Origin of the sequence: Mesobacillus jeotgali (assembly GCF_900166585.1) — a bacterium.
Classification (GTDB): domain Bacteria; phylum Bacillota; class Bacilli; order Bacillales; family Cytobacillaceae; genus Mesobacillus; species Mesobacillus jeotgali_A.
Genome location: NZ_FVZC01000009.1, coordinates 2,057,911 through 2,077,432 on the forward strand (window position 1 = coordinate 2,057,911; position 19,522 = coordinate 2,077,432).

General features: G+C 42.4%; 20 protein-coding genes and 1 pseudogene. 7 read left to right on the top strand and 14 right to left on the bottom strand.

The window, feature by feature from the left end; genetic code table 11:
• Positions 1-42: 42 nt before the first annotated feature.
• Together B5X77_RS24050 and B5X77_RS24055 are read right to left on the bottom strand one after the other, a co-directional pair.
• Positions 43-831: a Na/Pi cotransporter family protein gene (locus tag B5X77_RS24050; protein ID WP_373887828.1), complete on the bottom strand. Its 789-nt coding sequence runs from the start codon at positions 829-831 to the stop codon at positions 43-45.
• Positions 814-1,673 (bottom strand): annotated as a pseudogene (locus B5X77_RS24055) (Na/Pi cotransporter family protein); the annotation flags it as partial. The pseudogene B5X77_RS24055 and the gene B5X77_RS24050, both read right to left, overlap by 18 nt.
• A 217-nt stretch (positions 1,674-1,890) precedes the next feature.
• Between B5X77_RS24055 and B5X77_RS20505 the strand changes: the two are divergent.
• From B5X77_RS20505 to ispG, 3 genes are all read left to right on the top strand, one after another.
• Positions 1,891-2,667 carry a DUF1189 domain-containing protein gene (locus tag B5X77_RS20505; RefSeq protein WP_079509766.1) on the top strand — a complete coding sequence of 259 codons (777 nt, stop codon included), beginning with the start codon at positions 1,891-1,893 and terminating at the stop codon, positions 2,665-2,667.
• A 147-nt stretch (positions 2,668-2,814) separates the two neighbouring features.
• A complete protein-coding gene (locus B5X77_RS20510) occupies positions 2,815-3,174 on the top strand; it encodes a LysM peptidoglycan-binding domain-containing protein (protein ID WP_079509767.1) in 360 nt (119 codons plus the stop codon).
• Between the two features lie 126 nt (positions 3,175-3,300).
• Positions 3,301-4,389 (top strand): flavodoxin-dependent (E)-4-hydroxy-3-methylbut-2-enyl-diphosphate synthase, encoded by a 1,089-nt coding sequence (ispG, locus tag B5X77_RS20515; protein WP_180319867.1) that lies wholly within the window; start codon positions 3,301-3,303, stop codon positions 4,387-4,389.
• A 49-nt stretch (positions 4,390-4,438) separates the two neighbouring features.
• Here the strand turns inward: ispG and B5X77_RS24060 are convergent, their stop codons facing one another.
• Complete coding sequence (locus tag B5X77_RS24060; RefSeq protein WP_176167387.1) at positions 4,439-4,990, bottom strand: DUF308 domain-containing protein; 552 nt, start codon at positions 4,988-4,990, stop codon at positions 4,439-4,441.
• A 1,078-nt stretch (positions 4,991-6,068) separates the two neighbouring features.
• On the opposite strand from B5X77_RS24060, the gene B5X77_RS20525 reads away from it, so the two are divergent.
• Positions 6,069-6,638 (top strand): 5' nucleotidase, NT5C type, encoded by a 570-nt coding sequence (locus B5X77_RS20525; protein WP_079509769.1) that lies wholly within the window; start codon positions 6,069-6,071, stop codon positions 6,636-6,638.
• Positions 6,639-6,682: 44 nt separating this feature from the next.
• Here B5X77_RS20525 and B5X77_RS20530 read toward each other — a convergent pair whose 3' ends face one another.
• The 3 genes from B5X77_RS20530 to B5X77_RS20540 are packed head-to-tail and all read right to left on the bottom strand — an operon-like array spanning position 6,683 to position 8,727.
• Positions 6,683-7,096 carry a Fur family transcriptional regulator gene (locus B5X77_RS20530; RefSeq protein ID WP_079509770.1) on the bottom strand — a complete coding sequence of 138 codons (414 nt, stop codon included), beginning with the start codon at positions 7,094-7,096 and terminating at the stop codon, positions 6,683-6,685.
• Between the two features lie 10 nt (positions 7,097-7,106).
• Positions 7,107-7,949 carry a metal ABC transporter permease gene (locus B5X77_RS20535; RefSeq protein WP_079509771.1) on the bottom strand — a complete coding sequence of 281 codons (843 nt, stop codon included), beginning with the start codon at positions 7,947-7,949 and terminating at the stop codon, positions 7,107-7,109.
• A complete protein-coding gene (locus B5X77_RS20540; protein ID WP_079510329.1) occupies positions 7,942-8,727 on the bottom strand; it encodes a metal ABC transporter ATP-binding protein in 786 nt (261 codons plus the stop codon). Before B5X77_RS20540 ends, B5X77_RS20535 begins: the two co-directional genes overlap by 8 nt.
• 157 nt (positions 8,728-8,884) lie before the next feature.
• Between B5X77_RS20540 and B5X77_RS20545 the strand changes: the two genes are divergently transcribed.
• On the top strand, positions 8,885-9,139 hold the full coding sequence (locus B5X77_RS20545; protein WP_079509772.1) for a DUF2624 domain-containing protein: 255 nt from the start codon (positions 8,885-8,887) through the stop codon (positions 9,137-9,139).
• Between the two features lie 188 nt (positions 9,140-9,327).
• Here B5X77_RS20545 and B5X77_RS20550 read toward each other — a convergent pair whose 3' ends face one another.
• Positions 9,328-10,218 carry a deoxyribonuclease IV gene (locus B5X77_RS20550; protein WP_079509773.1) on the bottom strand — a complete coding sequence of 297 codons (891 nt, stop codon included), beginning with the start codon at positions 10,216-10,218 and terminating at the stop codon, positions 9,328-9,330.
• 68 nt (positions 10,219-10,286) lie between these two features.
• On the bottom strand, positions 10,287-11,603 hold the full coding sequence (locus tag B5X77_RS20555; protein WP_079509774.1) for a DEAD/DEAH box helicase: 1,317 nt from the start codon (positions 11,601-11,603) through the stop codon (positions 10,287-10,289).
• Positions 11,604-11,928: 325 nt separating this feature from the next.
• On the opposite strand from B5X77_RS20555, the gene B5X77_RS20560 reads away from it, so the two are divergent.
• Together B5X77_RS20560 and B5X77_RS20565 are read left to right on the top strand one after the other, a co-directional pair.
• A complete protein-coding gene (locus B5X77_RS20560) occupies positions 11,929-12,480 on the top strand; it encodes a YqfQ family protein (RefSeq protein WP_257391866.1) in 552 nt (183 codons plus the stop codon).
• Between the two features lie 108 nt (positions 12,481-12,588).
• Positions 12,589-13,542, top strand: coding sequence for a 4-hydroxy-3-methylbut-2-enyl diphosphate reductase (locus tag B5X77_RS20565; protein ID WP_079509775.1), 954 nt, complete (start codon positions 12,589-12,591; stop codon positions 13,540-13,542).
• Between the two features lie 246 nt (positions 13,543-13,788).
• On the opposite strand, the gene B5X77_RS20570 is transcribed toward B5X77_RS20565, so the two are convergent.
• From B5X77_RS20570 to rpoD, 6 genes are all read right to left on the bottom strand, one after another.
• The gene (locus tag B5X77_RS20570) at positions 13,789-14,904 is read right to left on the bottom strand and encodes a Nif3-like dinuclear metal center hexameric protein (protein ID WP_079509776.1); all 1,116 of its coding nucleotides are present in this window, start codon (positions 14,902-14,904) and stop codon (positions 13,789-13,791) included.
• A complete protein-coding gene (locus B5X77_RS20575) occupies positions 14,901-15,611 on the bottom strand; it encodes a tRNA (adenine(22)-N(1))-methyltransferase (RefSeq protein WP_079509777.1) in 711 nt (236 codons plus the stop codon). Before B5X77_RS20575 ends, B5X77_RS20570 begins: the two co-directional genes overlap by 4 nt.
• Positions 15,612-15,764: 153 nt before the next feature.
• Positions 15,765-16,127, bottom strand: coding sequence for a cytochrome c550 (gene cccA, locus B5X77_RS20580; protein ID WP_079509778.1), 363 nt, complete (start codon positions 16,125-16,127; stop codon positions 15,765-15,767).
• A gap of 183 nt (positions 16,128-16,310) precedes the next feature.
• Complete coding sequence (locus B5X77_RS20585) at positions 16,311-17,450, bottom strand: acyl-CoA dehydrogenase family protein (protein WP_079509779.1); 1,140 nt, start codon at positions 17,448-17,450, stop codon at positions 16,311-16,313.
• Between the two features lie 98 nt (positions 17,451-17,548).
• The gene (locus B5X77_RS20590) at positions 17,549-18,076 is read right to left on the bottom strand and encodes a hypothetical protein (RefSeq protein ID WP_079509780.1); all 528 of its coding nucleotides are present in this window, start codon (positions 18,074-18,076) and stop codon (positions 17,549-17,551) included.
• A gap of 282 nt (positions 18,077-18,358) precedes the next feature.
• Positions 18,359-19,489: an RNA polymerase sigma factor RpoD gene (gene rpoD / locus B5X77_RS20595; protein ID WP_079509781.1), complete on the bottom strand. Its 1,131-nt coding sequence runs from the start codon at positions 19,487-19,489 to the stop codon at positions 18,359-18,361.
• Positions 19,490-19,522 lie beyond the last annotated feature (33 nt).

A 19,522-nucleotide genomic window follows, 5' to 3' on the forward strand; every position in this document is an offset into this window, starting at 1 on the left:
GATATAAAAATAAGCAAAGGTTTCCCCTTGCTTATTTTACCACTATTTATGTTCTCCCAAAACGTACTCTGCGATATTTACTGCATGGTCGCCGATGCGCTCCAGGTTGCTGATGATATCGACAAACACGATGCCAGCCTGTCCAGAACACTGACCTTCATTCATTCGAAGAATATGCTGCTTTCTAAGTTTGCGTTCCATGCTGTCAATTTCGTCTTCTTTTGTTACAACTGCTCTGGCTGTTTCTAAGTTTTTCTGATCTAACGCCTGAAGTGCTTCATCAACTGTGCTCACTGTCAGGTTAAACATTATTTCAAGGTCATCCATTGCAGTATCCGTCATTCTCACTTTATTAGATTGCTGGTACTCAATCAGTTCAATAATATTTTCAAAATGGTCCCCGATTCTCTCAATATCGCGAACAGTGTCCATCAGCATGGTGTGTTCTTCTGAATCATGTTCCGACAAAGAGCTGGTTGCCAGGTTTATTAGATAATCTGTAATTTTACGATCGAGATTATTAATTGCATCTTCCAATTGCATAGCATTGGCGGAATGCTTTGTATTTTTTGTTTTCAAAAATTCATTTGTTTCTTCAAGTCCCTTTAATGCAAACTTACCCATGCGAAGAACTTCTTCTTTCGCCTGGCCAAGAGCGATTGTCGGTGACTGCTCAATAAAAACTGGATCAAGGTGCTGGGCCTTGTAATCTATTATCGAATCTTCCCCGGGAATCAACTTTGTTACAATTAACGCCAATACGGCTACAAATGGCAGCTGTATCAATGTATTGGTTGAGTTGAAAATCCCGTGGGCAAAGGCGATCGTCATCTCAGGGTTTAACGAAAGATTATCCCTGATGAGTTCTATAAGCATAGTAAAAGGCTCTAAAACTATTAAAAACAGGATTGTACCAATCAAGTTGAATAATACATGTGTGGCCGCCGCTCTTTTAGCTGCAACAGAAGTACCGATGGCAGCCAGGACAGCTGTAATGGTTGTCCCTATATTATCTCCAAATAATACCGGAAGGGCTCCATTTAGGTTGATCAGGCTCTCAGCGTGCAGGCCTTGCAGAATTCCAATGGTCGCACTTGAACTCTGGACAATTACGGTGAAAACAGCACCAATGACTACACCAAGAAATGGATTTGAACTGAGCTCAACCGTCAATTCATGAAACGATTCAAGAGTACTTAGCGGCTTCATTCCTCCACTCATCAACTCCAGCCCATAGAATAAGCCACCGAAACCGAAAACAATTTGTCCTGCATTATGGATCTTTTTATTCTTAAAGAAAAATAAAAGGATAGAACCAACTGCAATAATTGGCAAGGAATTTCACCAACATTGATACCGATGATAAAGGCAGTAATCGTAGTTCCTATGTTGGCACCCATGATGACCCCAATTGCCTGGCGCAGAGTCATGAAGCCAGCACTTACCAGTCCGACTGTGATAACAGTCGTTGCTGAACTGCTCTGGATCAAAACTGTTACAATAAGGCCAGCGAGAACACCTATTACCGGGTTTCTCGTTAAACGGTTCAAAACATCTCTCAGCCTGTCCCCAGCTGATTTCTGCAGACCATCACTCATGAATTTTATGCTGAATAAGAAAATTCCAAGACCCCCAAAGAATTCAAACAGCATATTTTGCAGATTCAATTCCATTTTTTCAACCCCTAGTTTTAATACGACTAATATCAACAAACACGAACTATTATGAGAGGATTATTAAGGATAAGTAAATAAGAAAGCGTCCAAATTTACAATACCTTAACATTGGGGCGTTTTATTACAGTAATGTTAAGAAGAGGGTGGAATCGCTTGTTATTGTCCTCACAGAAAAGATAAAATAGACACGGAATCTATTAAAGGACGTGTATTGATGAACCTTTTTACGCAATTGGCCAAAAGCCTGTATTCTCCGAAGGATATAGCATTAACCCGTTTCCAAGGTATCGGCAAAACCATTTTGTTTGTTTTTTTATTAACACTAATCTCTATTTTGCCATCCATATTCTATATGTTCACTAGTATTTCTCAGGCGATAGACTCGGCAAAACAAGCCGTAGAGACGGACATTCCCAACTTTTCAATCGAAGAAGGTGTCTTGAAATCGGATATTAAGGCACCGGTTACCTTGAAAAAAGACAATTTCACTATTATTTTTGACTCTACTGGTGCAGTTGAGGAAAGTGATATGACAAACATGGACACCACTTTTGGAATGCTGGAGCATGAAATTGTTCTTACAGCTGGCGGACAAACAAATGCTATCCCCTACTCCCTTTTCACAACGGAGAAAATATCCAGGGATGACGCACTGTCACTCATTAAAACGGCTGATTCTGCCCTCCCTGTCCTTCTCGGAATATTGTTTATTGCCATCTTTGTTTTTTCTGCCGGTTTGAAGTTTATAGAAGTCTCGCTGCTCGCCCTTTTTGGTTTGCTCTTGAAAAACCTGGCCCAGAGGAATATACAGTACAGACATTTATGGAGAATGGCCGCATACAGCACCACTCTCCCTACTTTGTTCTTCACTCTGATGGCATTCCTTAAAACTGCAGTGCCCTACAATTTTGCGGTTAACTGGTTTGTCGCATCCATGATGCTGCTAATGGCAATTAAAGAAATCGCAGTTCAGAAAAGAGAAGAAATTTAACAAATGCGCCCCTGGCGTATTTTTTTTGCTCTCTTCCTTTTCTTCTAAATGCAAGGTCAATAAAAGAGTTATTTTTTCTATCAATTAGTTCTGAACTCTACTTCTGCTGCATAAATAATGATATAGGTGTTTTAGGAGGAAGGTTCTATGAAGAAATTGGCAGGATTCATTGTTTTCATAGTTTTAACCTATGCGATATATAATGATTTAAGCATAGGAACGCTTCCCGCAATGAATTCACAAAATCCAGATATAAAAGAATCAGAACAGAAAGAAAACATTAAGAAAGCAGACAGACAAAGGCAGCCGGAAATCCCTTATTTCGAGCATGAGGTAAAGCCCGGCGACACCGTCCTTTCCGTTCTTGACAGCATATCAGACAGCCCGCTGAATGTTCCTGTTTCACAAGCGGTAGACGATTTTAAAAAATTGAATGACGGAACAGACCCTCAAAAAATTAAATTTGGCAATACCTATAAATTCCCCGATTATAGCAGTCAAAATTAACAAAGGCTAACAAATAAAGTCTTTCCTTGTCAATTTGAACAAAAGATTGATAAAATGGGGTTGTGCATCTTTAGGAACTTTTTCATGAATTCCATTTTTCAAAGGAGCGAATCACTGTTGAGTGAAATCATACATCGTACCAAAACCCGTCCGATCAAGGTTGGGAATTTAACTATTGGCGGCAACAATGAAGTTGTCATTCAAAGTATGACAACTACTAAGACGCATGACGTCGAAGCGACTGTTGCTGAAATCAAACGCCTGGAAGAAGCAGGCTGCCAGATCGTCCGTGTAGCGTGCCCGGATGAAAGAGCAGCCAATGCTATTTCTGAAATAAAGAAAAGAATCAATATACCATTGGTAGTTGATATCCACTTTGATTATCGTCTTGCGCTTAAGGCAATCGAAGGGGGAGCCGATAAAATCCGGATCAACCCAGGGAATATCGGCAAACGCGAAAAGGTAGAGGCGGTTGTAAAAGCCGCTAAAGAGAAAGGTATCCCTATCAGAATCGGTGTAAATGCCGGATCGCTGGAGAGACGTATTCTCGAAAAATACGGTTATCCTACTGCGGATGGCATGGTAGAAAGTGCATTGCACCATATCAAAATCCTGGAAGATTTAGATTTCCATAATATTATCGTCTCAATGAAGGCATCTGATGTAAACCTTGCGATTGAAGCATATGAAAAGGCTGCAAAAGCTTTTGATTATCCGCTTCACCTTGGAATCACTGAATCAGGGACTTTATTTGCAGGTACGGTAAAAAGTGCTGCTGGACTGGGTGCAATCCTTAGCAAAGGAATAGGCAACACCGTGAGGGTATCATTGAGTGCTGACCCCGTGGAAGAAGTAAAGGTAGCAAGAGAACTTCTAAAAGCATTCGGCCTGGCTGCAAATGCGGCAACATTGATTTCTTGCCCGACTTGCGGACGTATCGAAATCGACTTGATCAGCATTGCCAATGAGGTGGAGGAATACATCTCTAAAATCAAGGCACCGATCAAAGTAGCCGTGCTCGGCTGTGCCGTTAACGGTCCTGGCGAAGCGAGAGAAGCTGACATCGGCATTGCAGGCGCAAGAGGAGAAGGACTTCTTTTCCGTAAAGGAGAAATCGTCCGAAAAGTACCGGAAGCAACAATGGTAGAGGAATTAAAGAAGGAAATCGATAAAATAGCTGAGGAAAAGCTGCAGGAAGCAGCTCTCCAAAAATAAGCACAAAAAAATGCCCGGGAATCCCGGGCATTTTTTTTGGCATTATCCGTCAAAAGAACGGAAGAATAAAGATGCCAACCAGAATAGAGATGATCCCGATCCCAATCGCCCAGGTCCCTATTGAGGAACCTCGGCGGCGGGCCATAAAGCCAAGGACAATTCCGGCAGCTCCGAAAAGAACAGGTAAAATAAACAGCGACAAGATCGATAGGGCAAGAGCTGAATACGCAAGCCCCCGTCCTCCAGTTGTACTTTCTTCTTCTGACCTTCTTCTTACCGCAGGAGTTGCTGGAGCAGCAATTTCGGCTGCTGTTTCTTCCTGGTAATGTTCATTACGCACAGGTTCGGCAATTACTGTCATGCCCTGATAGTCATCTTCACGACCAGGACCTGAAATAGCCGTCATTTCCTGGTAGTGCTCATCCCGGTTAGGCTCTGCAATTGCTGTCTTTTCTTGATAATCATCTCGGCCCGGAGAATACAATTCCGTTGCAGTTTCCTCCTGGTATATTTCATCACGTGCATCCCTGAGTGTAATGACATCCTGCTTGGGTTCAGTAATATATTCGGTACCAATCTGTTTTCGTTCTTGGTCTGCCACTTTAATCCCTCGCTTTCTTAAGTGGAGCATTTATTATTGTTTACGAGTAAAATGGTTTTCATCATGGCAATGTTTTACTAAGAGATATTGTTTTCACAAAAATTATTTCGTAGCTTGACCTCATACAACATAGGGGCGTCTTTCTACACTAAAGACACCCTTAGCTTCCTTTTTTAGCTATATAAGGGCCCCGTTCCTTTCTAAATGCACCCTTATGCTTCATTTATCAGCTCCATAAGACCTCCGTTCGGCACTAAATGGACCCTTATACTGTCTTTATCAGCCACATAAGACCCCCGTTCGGCACTAAATGGACCCTTATACTGTCTTTATCGGCTACATAAGACCTCCGTTAGGCACTAAATGGACCCTTATACTGTCTTTATCAGCTACATAAGACCGCCGTTCGGCACTAAATGGACCCTTATACTGTCTTTATGGGCCACATAAGACCTCCGTTCGGCACTAAATGGACCCTTATACTGTCTTTATCGGCCATATAAGACCTCCGTACGGCATTTAATGGACCCTTATACTGTCTTTATGGGCCACATAAGACCTCCGTTCGGCACTAAATGGACCCTTATGCTGCCTTTATCAGCCACATAAAACCTCCGTTCGGCACTAAATGGTTATACTGTACTTATCAGCTACATAAGACCGCCGTTCAGCACTAAACCCTTATACTGTCTTTATCAGCCACATAAGACCTCCGTTCGGCACTAAATGGACCCTTATGCTGCCTTTATCAGCCACATAAGACCTCCGTTCGGCACTAAATGCACCCTTATGCTGCCTTTACCGGCTCCATAAGACCTCCGTTCGGCACTAAATGGACCCTTATACTGTCTTTATCGGCTACATAAGGGCGCCGTTCCTCACTAAATGCAACCTTATGCTTTCATTATCACCCACATAAGGGTGCCGTCCCGCACTAAAGCACCCTTGAATGTTCCATCCATGTTGAGCACACTACACATAATCAGGTCCACGAATTTCTGACATCTTAAAGTTAACCTTTTTTGCAGTTTAAACATTTGGTAAGATTAAGGGAGATTAATGTTTAAGGAGCAGAGGGATGAAAAAACGTTTTGGCATAGATATTGATGGAACAGTCACCTGTCCTACTACATTTGTACCGTATTTAAACGAAGCATTCGATTTGAATATAACCCTGGATGATATAAAGCAATATGATTTTATGCCGTTAGTATCAGTCAGTGAAAAGGAATTCGCAAGCTGGTTCAAAAAAATGGAACCGGTCATATATTCAAAATCCCCTTTAGCGGCTGGAGCTAAAGAAATTTTAAAGCGCTGGGAAAACGAGCATGAATTATATTTCATCAGTGCAAGGGGCACACATTTGTTGGAAATTACTGAAAAGTGGTTTTCTGCAAATGAACTTAAGTACCATGACATTCATTTGATTGGATCACATGATAAAATCGAAGCAGCGCGTAAATATGATGTGGATATTTTCTTCGAGGATAAACACGATAATGCTGTCAATTTACACGAAGAGCTAAAGATTCCGGTCATCCTTTTTAACACTCCTTATAATCAGGAAGCTATTCCTAATGGTGTTATTCGTGTAAACAACTGGCAGGAAGCGAATGATTGGGTAAAAAACTGGGCAGAAAATAGTTAAACGGCCATATTAATGGCCGTTTTTTATTGTATATGTGCATGTATCTATTGAATACAGTCCGGGCATCTTCCGTATATTTCAAATTTATGGCCGGAAATATCATAACCCTTAAAGCTTGATTCGATATTTCTCATCGGACAGGTTTCAATCTCTTTTGTCTTTCCACAGTCCAGGCATATAAAGTGGTGATGATGTTCCTTATGCGAGCAGGTAAAACGGAAATGTTTTTCCCCTGACAGCTCAGTCATCTCCAGAATGCCCAAGTCCACAAATACACTTAAATTACGATAAATCGTATCAAAAGAAAGCCCAGGGTAATTTCCCTTCATCTGTTCGAGAACATCACGGGCAGTCAAATATTTATCATGGTCTGAAAACAGCTGGAGCATATCCTCCCGCTTTCCGGTATGTTTAAACCCCTGCTCCTTAAGCAGGTTCATTGCTTCATTCACATTCATGGTATCACCTCTAAACAGATCTTGTTGACGTGCGTTTTTTTAGCCAAATGGACAATACAAGTATAAGTACAGAGATCATGACAATTGTTCCGCCGGGAGCAAGGTCCAGGTAGTACGACAAGAACAATCCGCCCAACACTGAAATCTCACCGAACAAGATTGAAAAGAGGATCGTCTGCTTAAAACCTTTAGCGAACCTGATGCTTGCTGCCACTGGCAATGTCATCAATGAGGAAACCAACAGGATACCAACGATTCTCATTGATGCCGCAATGACTAGTGCCACCATGATAATGAAAATAAAATGCAATGATTTTGCAGCAATTCCTGTTGCCCTTGCATATTCTTCATCAAATGATAAAAGGAAAAGCTCTTTATACAGTAAAATGACAAGTGCTATAACAAGTATACTGATGATCAATATCGTCCATAGATCAGCCCTGCTCACCGCGCTTACACTTCCAAATAAATAACTGAACAAATCTGTATTGAAACCATCAGCAAGAGAAATAAAAATCACGCCGAGACCGATTCCCCCAGATAGGATAATCGGAATTGCCAGCTCTTGATAGTGCTTATATACTGTGCGGAGCTTTTCAATGAACAGGGATCCGCCAACAGAAAAAGCCATTCCCATATAAAGCGGGTTGAGACCGCTGAACACCATGAATTTTTTTTCAAGCAGAAGGCTTGCTGCAATCCCGGCCAAAGTGACATGGCTAAGGGCATCGGCTATAAGCGACAGCCTTCTGACTACGATGAAAACACCGAGAAGGGGAGCGATGACGCCAATAATCATCCCGGTCAAAAAAGCATTCTGTAAGAACTCGTACTGCATCAGTCCGCTAATCATGATGATGACCTCCCGCGTGATGGTGGTGATCATGGGTCAATACATGCACATCATGCCCATATATTTCTGACACATCATTAATTTTTAATTGCTCGAATTCCTCTGCACTTCCGTGAAAATGCATATTTTTATTCAAACAAGCTACATTTGTCACCTTATCGGAAATTGTCCCAATATCGTGAGTTACCAGCAGCAGGGTGATCTCTTTCTCCTTATTAAGCTTTTCTAGCATCTCATAAAAAGAGTTCACATTCTGAGTATCCACACCTACTGTAGGTTCATCCAGGATCAGAAGTTCAGGCTCGCTCACCAGCGCCCTGGCGATGAATACCCTCTGTTGCTGGCCGCCGGAAAGCTCCCCTATATTTCTGTCCAGGAATTTTTCCATGCCGACAGATTCGATAGCTCGCTTAATTTTTACATGATCGGCTTTTTTAAGAAAATTGAAGAGCCCGAGTTTTTTTGTCAATCCGCTTGCAACCACCTCAAAAACGGTAGCAGGAAAGCCTGTGTTGAAGGAATTGGCCTTTTGCGATACAAACCCAATTTTATGCTGCTCCTTAAACTTATTTATATCCTGTCCGAACAAACGGATGGTGCCTGTTTGCGGTTTAATGAGCCCAAGCATCAGCTTCAGCAATGTAGACTTGCCGGAGCCATTTGGACCGACTATCGCCAAAAAGCTTCCTTTGCCAATAGACAGGTTTATGTTTTCAAGTACATTCTCTTTATCATATCGGTAATAAAGATCCTGCACCTGGACGATGCAATTATTCATATCCACTTTTATCACCTGCAAAATAAGAATCATTCCGATTTACTTTAAGTAGTATATCTCTTACTGCCCATAAAGTAAACAAAAGAACTTCCCTTCCCAGAAAATTGTCACGTTTTAAGAACTGGGCACATACCCTACTATGAAGGAGTGATGATCTTTGGCTATATTTGAAAATATCATTAACCATAAAATAGGCAATATTACGGCTGAGGAACTGCTGAAATACGCCTCTCAATTCAATATTTCCATTACAAAGACCCAGGCAGAAAAAATCGCCGGATACTTACGCGGTAAAAAGGTTAACATTTTTAATGACTCTGAAAGAACAGCTCTTATCAAGCAAATTGCCAGAATCACCAACCCTGAAACGGCAAGAGAAGTGAATAAGCTTTTTGTCAAATTTACTCAATAAGAGAAGTGTCCGTCATTGTCACTATGACGGACACTTTTCTTTGTTCTTTATCATTTGTGTCCATCATCAACTCTATGACGTAAACTTTCCTTCTTAACACTCTTTTCTGCCCGTGATTCCACTGATAAACACTCAACCCTATATTCCTGCTAAAAAAATATGCTGCAGACCTGGTCCGCAGCAATTAGTTAGTCATTCATGATCAATTCAAGCAAACTTTCATCGAATTGTTTGCTTTTCAGCATGGCAATCTCATGTTTGTAAGGAGCCTTTTTACTATTTTTATCCGGACCTACAAAGGGAGTTTCAAGTATTTTGGGAACATTCATCAGTTGTGGATGGTGGACGATATAGTTTATTGCCTCAAACCCGATATGTCCAAATCCGATATTTTCATGACGGTCTTTCCTTGTCCCAAATTCATTTTTGCTATCGTTAATGTGCAGAACTTTTAGCCTCTCAAGTCCGATGATTTTATCGAATTCGTTCAGCACTCCATCAAAATCCTCAACGATCGGATAACCCGCGTCATGTGTATGGCATGTATCAAAGCAGACTGAAAGCTTGTCATTGTATTTAACACCGTCGATGATCATCGCCAGCTCTTCAAAAGACTTCCCGCATTCAGACCCTTTTCCTGCCATCGTTTCAAGGGCTATTTGAACCTTGTCCTCTGCACTGAGTACTTCATTCAGTCCTTCGATGATTTTTTCAATGCCTTTTTCCGGCCCTGCACCAACATGCGCTCCTGGATGCAGCACGATTTGCTTCGCACCAATCGCTTCTGTCCGGTCAATTTCACTACGCAAAAATCTAACACCTAAATCAAAGGTATCAGGATTTTGCGTGTTCCCGATATTGATGATGTAGGGGGCATGGACAACGATTTCATTGATTCCATTCTGCTCCATATGCAATCGGCCTGCTTCGATGTTCAGGTCCTCAATTTTCTTTCTTCTTGTGTTTTGAGGTGCCCCCGTATAGATCATAAAAGTATTTGCTCCATAAGAGACGGCTTCTTCACTGGCTGCAAGCAGCATCTTTTTTCCGCTCATTGAAACATGTGAACCAATTAACATCCAGATCTCTCCCTAAACGCCTAAATTTAGCTGTTTTGCGAAAAAAGCTTAAAATTTTTGAAGCAACATTATTTATTTCTCTTTTGTATACGGTTTTCCCGTTTCTTGATTTTATCCATTTCATATTTCATTTTCTTTTTATATCCAGGCTTTACCTTTTTAGGCTTGGCAACGAGTGACTTTGCCTTCGCTTCGCCAGAAGTTTCTTTTTTCTTCCTATTCTGACGTCGGTTCCGCTCCTCGATTTCAGTAAATTCGCCTTTTTTCAGATCAATATTGTTAAAAGTGATGCCCATTTTTTCAAGACGAATCAATGCATCTTCATCACTCTGCTCATAAATGGTCAATGCCACTCCTGATGATCCTGCACGTGCAGTCCTGCCTACCCTGTGTATATAAAAATCCAGGTCCGTAGGCAGTTCGTAGTTGATGACATGGCTGATGCCTTGGATGTCTATGCCCCTTGCGGCCAGGTCAGTCGCAACAAGATACTGGAACTCAAGGTCTTTAATCTGCTTCATAACCCGTTTACGCTCTCGCGGGCTCAGGTCACCATGGATGCGCCCAACCTTCATGCCCTTTTGAATCAGGCCGTCCGCGATTTCGTCCGCTTTTTTCTTTGTATTCGCAAATACAATTCCTAAATATGGGTTGAATGCAAGCAGAGCTGAATGCACAAGGCCAATCTTATCCCGGTGCCTTGCCGGAAGGAGAATGTGCTCAATCTTCTCAGCTGTTGCTTGCTTAGGGTCGATTTGAACATACTTAGGATTTTCCATGTACTTTTTCAAAAAAGGTTTGAGTTTTTCAGGAATGGTTGCCGAAAATACAAGCATCTGAAGTTTTTCTGGCATGCGTGATGCAAACTGATCGATGTCCTCAATAAAACCCATATCAAGCATCAAGTCAGCCTCATCAACAACAAGAATGTTGGCTGTATGCACAAACAAGGCGTTTTCCTGGACAAGGTCGTTAATCCTGCCTGGAGTGCCTATAACGATATGAGGCTGTGTCTTAAGCTTTTCAATTGTCCTTTGCTTGTCGGTTCCGCCAATATAGCAGCGTGCGTTAATCTGCTCTCCCTCGGGAGCGTGCTCGGCAATTTTAAGAACTTCTTGGTAAATCTGGTTTGCAAGTTCACGTGTCGGCGCTGTGATGATTGCCTGAACTTCATTACGGGAAGGAACCAGCTTGTCCATGATTGGCAGTACGTAAGCATGCGTCTTTCCAGTGCCTGTCTGCGATTGTCCGATTGCACTATCGCCCTTCAGCACAGTCGGGATCAGGCGTTCCTGAATCTCGGTAGGCTCGTAAAAGCCTAATTTATTGATAGCATCTATAATGAACGGTTTCAATTCATAACGATTAAATTTTGTTTCACTCATTGAAAATCTCCTTCTCTTTCACCCTGTCCCGCCTTTGTGAACGGGAGAACAGCCTGTTCCGTAAGCTGTCCTTTCAGGTTCATCCTGTAATTATATTAAAGATTGCCCAAAATCTCCAATCAGTACTATCTTAACCTTTCCTTGAGAAAAAACAAACCTGTTTCACCAATATCCTTATTCTTTAAACCAATCCTGACTTTATGCATACTCTAATAAGAGATGAAATATTGGGAAAGGAGGGGTCAAGATGCTACAAGGACCCCGTATGAATCCACGAGGGATGCAAAATCGTTTTCAGGGCCCTCGAATGATGGGGGGCCCCCGCATGGGCCAGGGCCCGATGTATCAGAATCCATATGGTCCAGGACCCATGATGCCTCCGGGGCAGATGCCGGGGATGCGGGCCAGGCCTGGTCGCTCACGACAGGGTGGCGGACTGCTTTCAAAGATATTGGGAAGAGGAAATAGCCAGCAGACTGGCGCAGCCGGATTATTTAGTGGAGGAAATACAGCAGCCCGTGGAGCAGGTACCGGCGGCGGTATCTTGAAAACACTCAGTAATCCATCATCACTTAACGGCTTTCTGACGAACACGCAAAAGGTTTTGAACACAGCACAGCAATTCGGGCCGATGATTCAGCAATATGGGCCGCTTGTCCGCAATTTGCCTTCTATGTGGAAGTTGTATAGAGGGTTGAAGGATTTACCTGATGCGGATGAAGAAACAACAAAAGAAGAAACGGTCCAATCAGGTAAGAAAACCGATAAGAAAAAGAAAAAGCCAGTGCAAAAAAAGAAGGATGTCTCCGATTCTTCCATTAAGCCAGCACAAAAGCAAAACAATAAAGGGGCATCCAATCCAAAACTTTTCATATAAGTTGATGAATAGTTAATTCATTCCTTCCGGGAATCCACTTTTGTAATCTTTCTATAAGTTTTATATAATAAAAGAAAGAATCAGAGGTATTCTTAGGAGGATGACTCAATGAAGGTAATTAAAATATCACCACGCGGCTATTGCTATGGTGTTGTCGACGCAATGGTCATTGCACGCAATGCTGCATTGGATAAAAGCTTGCCGCGTCCTATATATATACTTGGGATGATTGTCCATAATAAGCATGTTACAGATGCCTTTGAAGAAGAAGGCATCATTACACTGGATGGAAATAACCGCAGGGAAATCCTCGAAAAGGTGGAAGGCGGGACAGTTATTTTCACTGCCCATGGAATCTCACCAGAAGTCAGGGAGCTCGCTAAGAAAAAAGGGCTTGTTTCTATCGATGCTACATGTCCGGACGTAACGAATACCCATAACCTGATCCGTGAAAAAGAAAAAGAGGGCTTCGAAGTCATTTACATTGGTAAAAAAGGCCACCCGGAACCAGAGGGTGCAGTAGGAGTTGCCCCGGGTATCGTCCATCTGGTGGAGACGGCAGCAGATGTGGAAGCACTGAATTTACAGGCTGAAAAGTTGGTTGTCACTAACCAGACAACAATGAGCCAGTGGGATGTTGCCGACATTATGAATAAGGTGAAAGAAAAGTATCCTCATGCCGAGGTTCACAGAGAAATCTGCATGGCAACACAGGTTCGCCAGGAGGCAGTAGCAGAACAGGCTAAGGAAGCGGATGTCCTTATTGTTGTGGGAGACCCTAAGAGCAACAACTCTAACCGCCTTGCACAAGTATCCGAAGAAATAGCGGGCACTAAAGCTTATCGTATCGCAGATATCACCGAGCTGGAAATCGACTGGATCAAAGACGCGGAAACTGTAGCCGTCACTTCTGGTGCATCGACTCCGACACCGATTACAAAAGAGGTTATAACCTTCCTCGAACAGTTTGATAAGGATATCGAAACAACCTGGATTAAAGAGAAGAAAGTGCCACTTCATAAAATCCTGCCAAAGGTGAAAAAGACTGAGGCAAGTGTGTAATAGGAAAGCAGCCTGAAGAATTCAGGCTGCTTTTTTTATAAGGCTGGTGCTTTACGGTAAAAAATTTTAATCCCGCTCTATAGTTTCATGCTGAACTCTGCTGTTCCTGCATCCGATTTTTCAGTTCGCAGGTTTGATGTAACTCCTCTGCGTCATCGGCTGAAACTGAATCACAATAGCTATGGACCAATTTAAGTTTACAGCTATGAAAAATCAATTTAATTGCTTCACAACCGTATTCGTTTTTTAGATAAAGGTAAAAGGATCTGTATCAATTCCTGAAGGAATGTACTTCACATCATAACCTTTTTCTTTGCTGAGCCTTTCCATCACGGTGGCGACTCCATATTTCATGATTTTTTCAACATTGTGTCCGGGGTCAATCATATTCAATCCATCCATCAGGGCGTCATGCGCGGTGTGATAGTAAATATCTCCTGTAATAAAAACATCGGCACCGCGGAATCTAGCTTGAGAAAAATATTTATTTCCGTCTCCGCCCAGGACAGCTACTTTTTTTACCCTAGCATTCAAATCACCAACGACACGAACGTTATTGACTCCGAGAGCCCCCTTCACAAACTTTGCATATTCTGACAAAGTAGTTTCCTCAACTTTTCCGATCCTTCCGAGTCCAAGCTGCTCTCCACTATTTTCAAGTCGGTATATATCATAGGCAACTTCTTCGTAGGGGTGAACTTTGATCATAGCCTGGATCACCTTTTTTTCGATACTCTGGGGGAAAATTGTTTCTATCCGCACTTCACTCACCGCTTCTAGCTTGCCTTGTTCGCCAATATGAGGATTGGTATTTTCTCCTGGAAGGAACCGCCCCTTACCTGAAACAGAGAATGTACAATGGCTATAATTGCCGATTGCTCCGGCTCCTGCATTTCCTAAGGCTTCACGAAGCTTCTGAGCATTTTCCTCCGGGACGAAAACAACAAGCTTTTTCAGCTGATCCTCATAAGTTGGAACAAGTACCTGAGTATCCATTAGACCGAGTGCATCGGCAAGCAGGTCATTCACGCCGCCTTTAGCCACATCAAGGTTTGTGTGTGCGGCATAAACTGCGATATCATGTTTGATCAGCCTGGCAATCATTCTTCCTGCGGGTGTGTCGGTCGCAATTTTTTTCAATGGACGGAAAATCGGCGGATGGTGGGCAATGATCAGCTGGACATTCTTTGCTATTGCCTCTTCAACAACCCCTTCGGTAACATCCAGAGTTAACAAGACGTTCTCGACTGGCTGGTTCAACGACCCTATTTGGAGGCCAATCTTATCGCCTTCCATCGCATAGGATTTGGGTGAAAATTGTTCAAAAAGCTGGATGACTTCATGTCCATTTACTTTTTTCAACGTAACGCCTCCTCTGCCATCTTAATTTTCCTCTCTAATTCCTGTCTCTTGCTCACTGTATCTTCATTTTGTGCAGCTTCTTGAAGCTGCAATAAAATTCGCTGCCAATTATTCTTCTCTGCATTCCACTTTTCCTTAAATACAGCCGTCTTTTCTTTTAATAGGAATGGGCCAAACAGGATTCCATTTTCGAGATTGATGTGTTGATAAGGTATGAGCGGTTCACCTTTTTCAGCAACTAAAATTTCGTATACCTTTCCATCTTCTTTCAGTATTTCTTCCGCTGCAAGCTCCCACCCATTTTCAATCAGCCATCTGCGGACTGCAAAGCTCCCTACATTGGGTTGCAGAACCAGCCTGCTTACACCTTGAAGCTTGGATTTCCCCTTCTCAAGTATCGATGAAATCAATGTTCCGCCCATGCCAGCAATCGTTATGCAGTCCACTTCTCCTGGCTCAATGACCTCGAGACCATCACCCTTGCGAACAATAATCTGCTGTGTCAGATTTTCCTCCTGGACCTGCTCAAGGGCAGATTGGTACGGTCCATTGGCAACCTCTCCAGCTACCGCCATTGGCACAGCACCCTTTTTAACAACATAACAAGGAAGATAGGCATGGTCAGAGCCGATATCGGCCAGCCTTGCCCCCTTGGGAATATAATTTGCAACGGCATTCAGCCGATCTGAGAGCTTTTCAGCATTCATACAAGTCACCTACTAGATCTTATTTTGCTTTTATAAGTATATGAAAATCGCATGCCCCTTGTCCAATCATCGAAAAGAAAACAGAGATCGCTGCGATGTATTTATATATAAAAATAGTAAAGGCTCTCTGCAATAGCAAAGAGCCCTTAAAAATTACTTCAATTCTTTGGTGATCCATTCAGCCATTTGTTCTTCCTTGCCAGCAGCCATTCCTGGAGGCATGTTGCCTTTACCGTTAGTCAAAATGCCCTTGATTTCATCTTTGGAATACTTGCTGCCAACACCCTTTAATGAAGGACCAGATACACCTTCATACTGGTTGCCGTGGCAACCTGCACATGACTGCTGATAAAACTCTTCTGGGTTTACTTCAGCAGTTTCTTCAGTCTTTCCGCCGCCCTCTTTTTCCTTTGCAAGATCCTTGGAATCACCCAGGCCCTTGAAAGAAAGCAGGAACATCAAGCCGATTCCCATTACCATGATCAATACAAACGGGATAATTGGATTTCGATTCATCATATACCCTCCTTTATGTACAACATCAACTAAATAATGATTTCACACAGATATTATTTTACTTGAAAAACGTTTACAGGGAAAGTAAAAAAGCAAACTTTGTCACACTTGTTCACAATTTAGACAAAAAACTTCATCAAATGATGAAGTTTTAGATGTTTAAGCTGATTTTAGGTTTCCCTTTTAACAGCCAATTAGTCTTGCAATCACCATTCTTTGGACTTCGGATGTTCCTTCGCCAATTTCAAGGAGCTTCGCATCGCGCATATAGCGCTCCACTTCGTATTCTCGCATATAACCATAGCCTCCATGGATTTGAACAGCCTGGTCAGCCACCTCCATCGCAATCTCAGAGGCATACAGCTTACACATGGAAGCTTCCTTCGAGAATGGGCGTCCCTGGTCTTTCAGCCATGCCGCCTTATATACCATATTGCGTGCAAGTTCAATTTTCATTGCCATGTCAGCAAGTTTAAACTGTATTGCCTGGAACTGAGATATCGGCCTGCCGAATTGCTGTCTTTCTTTTGCATACTGCAGAGCTTTCTCATAAGCAGCCTGTGCAACACCTACTGCCATTGCGCCAATACCGATTCTGCCTCCATCAAGCGTAACAAGGAATTGCTTGAAGCCCTCACCTTTCTTCCCTAGCAGGTTTTCAACAGGTACATGCACATCCTCCATTACCAGCTGAGTGGTATTCGAAGCATTTAAGCCCATTTTTTCATAATTATCGATGACTGTGAAGCCAGGTGCATTTGTGGGTACGATAATCGCGGTGATCTCTTTTTTGCCATCCTTATTCGCTGTAATTGCAGTCATTGCCAGGTGTTTAGCGTAGCTGGCATTGGTTATAAAGTTCTTGCTGCCATTGATGATGTATTCACCATCCACTTCTTTTGCAGTAGTCTGTGTTCCCCCTGCATCCGAACCGGCATTCGGTTCAGTCAATCCAAATGCACCCAAGGATTCACCTGAGCAGATTGGTGTAAGATATTGTTGTTTCTGCTCTTCTGTCCCAAATAGATTGATAGGAGCCCCGCCAAGGGATATATGAGCCGAGTAAGTAATCCCGGTGGATGCACATGCCTTGCTCAATTCCTCAGTGACTATGGCAAAGCTGACAGTATCTGCGCCTGCTCCACCATACTCCTCAGGGAAAGGCAGGCCCAACATTCCTAATTCACCTAGCTTTTTAAATATTTCAGTCGGAAACTCTTTGGTTTTATCTCTCTCAATTGCTCCGGGAGCAACTTCTTCCTCGGCAAATTCCCTTATCGTTCTCTTAATCATCGATTGTTCTGAAGTTAAATCAAAATTCATTTCCATCCCCCTTAAGACATTGAATGCGTTTACATTCTACATTATAAAGGTGAACAGACAATTTTCTCAACATTTTAAAACTTTTAAATTTTTAATTATTATATGAATATAGCAATTAATAGGACAAGTAATCCAGCCACCCCTGACACTTTGAATGATACCAAATTCCATTTAGCGCCTGCAGCAAGCCATAACAAACAGTTGACCGCCGTTATAATATACAGGACAGCAGGTACGTCTGGGAATAGTAATTCCCCTGCCTGAACTGTTGTTATTAAAATAACAAGTGCTGAAGACAGCAGGACTATTAAGTCATATAATGAATTCTTCAGCATAAAAAAAGCTGCTATCAGTGAACTTACTCCAAAAAATATCATTAGACCGGTTTGCAAAAAAAGCGACAATTCAGTAAAATAAAATAACAAAACTGAAAGCGATAACAATCCAAGCATCGCCAGCTGAATGATCTTCAAACGGCTTGGCCTATTTTTTAAGTTTGAATCCGGATTTAAGCTCCCTTCGGTATATAAATTCAAGAGAAAGTCACAATAGTGCTCTGGCAGCAGCTTGCTTTGTTTCCAGTATTGAATCTCATTAGTGATAATCTTTCTGCGATGGTCATCCATTTGCAGCCACTTCCCGTCTGGTTGGTGATTTTTATTAAAGGCTATTTCCGTAAAGATTGTTGCTAAAATCCTAAAGCCGATTTTAACGTGATAAAAGCCATTTTGTAGGTCGGTACTAAGTTGGCAAGCTCTTTTCTCTTATTAAACGTTGGTTTTGTGAAGAAACTTATGTAATTCCATCCTATTTTATAGTCAATAGCAACAAAGTTTCAGAAAAGAGCCTCATTAAAAAAAGGAACAATTTACTTTTTATTTTAAAAAGTAAATTGTTCCTTGGCAATCCTATTCTAAAAAGTCTTTCAATCGTTTGCTTCGGCTAGGGTGCCTTAGCTTACGCAGAGCTTTGGCTTCTATCTGACGGATACGCTCACGAGTGACACCAAATACTTTACCCACTTCCTCAAGTGTGCGGGTCCGTCCATCATCAAGCCCGAATCGCAGTCTCAGGACGTTTTCTTCACGGTCAGTAAGAGTATCCAGCACATCCTCCAGCTGTTCCTTTAAGAGCTCATACGCTGCATGTTCAGAAGGAGAGGTTGCATCCTGGTCCTCAATGAAGTCTCCAAGGTGGGAATCATCCTCTTCACCGATTGGAGTTTCAAGGGAAACTGGCTCCTGTGCAATTTTAAGGATTTCACGCACTTTTTCTGGTGAAAGGTCCATATCCTCACCGATTTCTTCAGGTGTTGGTTCGCGTCCTAAATCCTGAAGGAGCTGCCTTTGTACGCGGATCAATTTGTTGATCGTTTCGACCATGTGAACAGGAATCCTTATTGTCCTCGCCTGGTCAGCGATTGCACGCGTTATTGCCTGGCGTATCCACCAAGTAGCATAGGTGCTGAACTTGAATCCTTTGCGGTAGTCGAATTTCTCTACTGCTTTAATCAAGCCCATATTCCCTTCCTGGATCAAGTCAAGGAAGAGCATGCCTCTGCCGACATAGCGTTTTGCAATACTGACAACAAGGCGCAGGTTTGCTTCGGCAAGACGCCTCTTAGCTTCTTCATCACCCTGTTCGATTCTTTCTGCCAGGTTGATTTCTTCCTCGGCGGAAAGAAGGTCAACACGGCCGATTTCTTTCAAATACATTCTTACCGGGTCATTGATCTTTACGCCCGGAGGAACACTCAAGTCATTCAAGTCAAATTCTTCGTCGCCTTTTGCAAGCTGTTTGATGTCCGGATCTTCTTCCTCATCACTTTCACCAACTAATTCAATTCCCTGCTCACCGAGGAATTCATAGTACTCATCCATTTGATCGGAATCCAATTCAAAGCTTGATAACCTTTCCGCGATATCATCATAAGCAAGGACGCCTGTTTTCTTGCCCAGTGCCGTTAACTGGTCTTTCACTTGTTCAACAGTCACTTCATTTTCAGTGACTTCTTTAGAACGGGCTGACTTTTCAGCCATATGTCCCCCTCCTTCCAAAAATCAAAAACAATC

Bases quoted from the DNA above. Each gene is read 5' to 3' on its own strand.
- B5X77_RS24050 (WP_373887828.1), bottom strand. From the start codon at position 831: ATGACGATCGCCTTTGCCCACGGGATTTTCAACTCAACCAATACATTG.
- rpoD (WP_079509781.1), bottom strand. From the start codon at position 19,489: ATGGCTGAAAAGTCAGCCCGTTCTAAAGAAGTCACTGAAAATGAAGTG.
- B5X77_RS20505 (WP_079509766.1), top strand. From the start codon at position 1,891: ATGAACCTTTTTACGCAATTGGCCAAAAGCCTGTATTCTCCGAAGGAT.
- B5X77_RS20575 (WP_079509777.1), bottom strand. From the start codon at position 15,611: ATGAATGCTGAAAAGCTCTCAGATCGGCTGAATGCCGTTGCAAATTAT.
- B5X77_RS20535 (WP_079509771.1), bottom strand. From the start codon at position 7,949: ATGATTAGCGGACTGATGCAGTACGAGTTCTTACAGAATGCTTTTTTG.
- B5X77_RS20555 (WP_079509774.1), bottom strand. From the start codon at position 11,603: ATGAGTGAAACAAAATTTAATCGTTATGAATTGAAACCGTTCATTATA.
- B5X77_RS20550 (WP_079509773.1), bottom strand. From the start codon at position 10,218: ATGTTAATTGGTTCACATGTTTCAATGAGCGGAAAAAAGATGCTGCTT.
- B5X77_RS20540 (WP_079510329.1), bottom strand. From the start codon at position 8,727: ATGAATAATTGCATCGTCCAGGTGCAGGATCTTTATTACCGATATGAT.
- B5X77_RS20585 (WP_079509779.1), bottom strand. From the start codon at position 17,450: ATGAATTTTGATTTAACTTCAGAACAATCGATGATTAAGAGAACGATA.
- B5X77_RS20560 (WP_257391866.1), top strand. From the start codon at position 11,929: ATGGGCCAGGGCCCGATGTATCAGAATCCATATGGTCCAGGACCCATG.
- B5X77_RS20565 (WP_079509775.1), top strand. From the start codon at position 12,589: ATGAAGGTAATTAAAATATCACCACGCGGCTATTGCTATGGTGTTGTC.
- cccA (WP_079509778.1), bottom strand. From the start codon at position 16,127: ATGAATCGAAATCCAATTATCCCGTTTGTATTGATCATGGTAATGGGA.
- B5X77_RS20525 (WP_079509769.1), top strand. From the start codon at position 6,069: ATGAAAAAACGTTTTGGCATAGATATTGATGGAACAGTCACCTGTCCT.
- B5X77_RS20530 (WP_079509770.1), bottom strand. From the start codon at position 7,096: ATGAATGTGAATGAAGCAATGAACCTGCTTAAGGAGCAGGGGTTTAAA.
- B5X77_RS20590 (WP_079509780.1), bottom strand. From the start codon at position 18,076: ATGGATGACCATCGCAGAAAGATTATCACTAATGAGATTCAATACTGG.
- B5X77_RS20510 (WP_079509767.1), top strand. From the start codon at position 2,815: ATGAAGAAATTGGCAGGATTCATTGTTTTCATAGTTTTAACCTATGCG.